We start from the raw sequence: 2992 nt of genomic DNA on the forward strand, positions 1-2992 counted from the left end.
TGAAGGGAAAAGTATCCCTTCAATTTTATTTTATAAAAAAAATGCAACAACTTTAACAAATTTGTCAAGTGTTGCACTTCATGTTGCAATGTAGCCCACACACAGTGATAATAATATGTGTATGGTTTTTTTAAATATTTAATTATTAGTCAATATTGTATGCTTTTTTAATTGTTAATCTTAATGTTTCAACAGGTAAAGCACCATTTCTTAATAATCAGTCAAAGAATTTTTGAATTTCATCTTTGTGTTCTTCAACAAATTGTTGTCTTGTAAATCCTAATTTTGTGTGAACTGCTTTATATAAATCAAGCATAACTTCTTTTCCTGAGTTATATGATATAGCTTGACCAACGCAGTTAAAGTAACGTTTAGATTCAGATTGAATATCTCCTAAACCTAAAGCTGAGTTTTTCTTCATAAATGCTCTAGCTTGAAGAATAGAAGCACCTTTAGGAAGTTCAGCTTGTCCAGCAATGTCTGGAGCATGGTAAATTGAGTCTACTGCTAAACGCATATTTCTTAATTGAGCTTCATTTAAAGCACCATAGTATTGAAGCATGTTAGCTAATTTTACAGCAGCTTTAGCATGAGCTTTTTCGTCAGTGGTATATAATCCTTTTTCATTTACTTTTTCTCAATAAACTCCACCGTGAAGATTCTTAATTTGAGAAATTTGTTCTGTAGTGATTTTAGCATCTTCTGTTGTTGTAAAGAAGTTAGTAATACCTTTAGCTAAATCAAATGATGTAGGCATTGAGTAATAGTTAGTTGTATCTGCATAATTTGGAGTTCCATAGAATCCAGCTTCTATACCAAATCATTCCATAAATAGAGCTCAACCTTCAACATATGAAGTATAGTCAAAAACATTTCCTAATTTCATTCCTAAAACTTCTGATAAATAACGTTGTGCATACATAATTTGGTTGTGGTGTCCCATCATACTTTCATGGTTTGCAAATGATGTTACTGATCATTTTGGAAGTGAGTAGTAAGGGTCAGCATTAAACATAAATTTCATTACGCCTGAATCATATGCTCCAACACCTTCATATGCTCTATCTTCATATTTATATGTTTGAATATCATAATCAGGAACTGATTTAGCAAAGAATGTTGATCCATATTTTTGAGTAGTATCTTTAAATTGTTTATATGCTTTAAATGCTTCTAATGCACCGTAGTAGAATTGATCATTAGTAATAGAATTATATGGGGTACTGTCACCTTTAAGATGGTCATAACCAAATTTAGTTAATTCTGCTCTAGCAAAATCTAATGAAGTATCTCCATCTAATGATTGTTTATAGACTGTAGAATACAATGTAGCTTTTTCACGTCCGAAGAAAAAGTCTTCAGCATTTAATCATTTATTAAAGTTTTCTAGATTAATAGCACCATCTTTTTTAATTTCAAGTGTTTTACTTTGAGCATTTACACCATCTGGACCATCGTCATCATACATAATAGTTGATGATCAATCTGCGTTAGTTCCAGCAATTAATTTAGCTGCTTCTTCAGCAACCTTAGACATATTGGTTGCTGCAGTTAATGAAGTATTCATACCTTTTGCATAAACTTCTGCAGGGGTTAATGAAGTGGTTGTATTCATTTTGCTTATTTGAGCATAAATTTCTTTACCAGTTAATTCACCTGGTGTACCAGGAATATATCCTAATCCAGCTTCTGTTTGGTCTAAGTCTCTTTGAGTTAAACCTAAACCGTAAACTTTTCCGGCCTTTAATTCAATGGTGTTTTCTAATTCATTAAGAGTATTTGCTTTTGTTAATTTTAATTCAGCAATGTCTTCACCTTTACCATATGATGATGCTTTATAGTAAGTATCTACATAGTAAAGATAGAAGTCTTTAACAGCTTGTGAATATGTTTTATTATCTTCAATTAATTTTTTAACTGTAATTTCAGTTTCAGTACCTTTTAAAAATTCTTGAAGATCCTTTGCAAATTTCTTTTTAATAATATATTGAATATTGTTTTTAATAAAAATTTTTGATGGAACAATATTCTTAGCAACTGCTTCTTTTAAAGTAGCAAGTCATTGTGTAGCAGTGGGATCTGAAAAGTTTCTAGGAACAATTGTACCATAAAATGAGTTTGCTACATAAGTTGAAGATGGACCTCAATTAAATGAACCTAATAAGTATCTTAATCCATTTTTGTGGTTTCCAATTTCAATTTCTCAATTGTATTTAATTCCATTTAGTCATGCAAGACCATCAGCAGTTAATTTTGATTGATCAATTTTATCAATTTCTTTAATTGCTTCTTCTAATGTCTTAACAATAGCATCAGATTGTTCTTGATTTGGTGCCAATAAATAAAGTAATCCTTTTGCTTGTAAATCATTATCAACTTTATCTTTAAGAGTTAAGATTTGTTTAGTTGGATAATATTCAGGGATATTCTTATTTATTTCTTCTTTTAATGCTTCTAATTTTTGAACAGCTTCTTCGAGTTTTGTAGTTTCTTCAGCTTTAGCTTTTTTAGCTTCATCTAATTCTGATTTTAATGTGTTTAATTGTTTTGAAATTTCTTCATATTGTTTAGTTAATTCAGCAATTTTGGCATCTTTTTTGCCATCATCTTTATTTGTACAACTTGCTGCAAATGCAAGTGGTGCTAATAAAAGAGGTGTGCTATAAACTAAAACATTTTTTCAATTTTTCATATTTTTAATTTACCTTTCACAAAATATACAATTTTTACATATATTAATTTCTTTGCCTATTTATTATTTTGTTTATTTCTTAAGGGCATAAAAAACGTGAAATTAATATACAACATAAATTATAAACTTTTTTAAGAAAATAAAAAAATTATAACTACATAAAAAAAGATAAAAATGCAGTTTTTAAAAATAAAAATAGCCCACATTTTAAACTAGGACAAAAAAATTGGACTCAAATTAAAAAAAATTTGAGGCCTTTTTTTATTTTAAGTAAGGGAGATAATTATGGGTAGACAATTA

General features: G+C 28.8%; 1 protein-coding gene. It reads right to left on the reverse strand.

Annotated features, from left to right (window positions below; translation table 4 throughout):
* Positions 1-145: 145 nt before the first annotated feature.
* The gene (locus F795_RS06980) at positions 146-2692 is read right to left on the reverse strand and encodes a DUF885 family protein (RefSeq protein ID WP_022936288.1); all 2547 of its coding nucleotides are present in this window, start codon (positions 2690-2692) and stop codon (positions 146-148) included.
* Positions 2693-2992 lie beyond the last annotated feature (300 nt).

Source organism: Metamycoplasma orale ATCC 23714, from assembly GCF_000420105.1.
Taxonomy (GTDB): Bacteria; Bacillota_I; Bacilli_A; order Mycoplasmatales; family Metamycoplasmataceae; genus Metamycoplasma; species Metamycoplasma orale.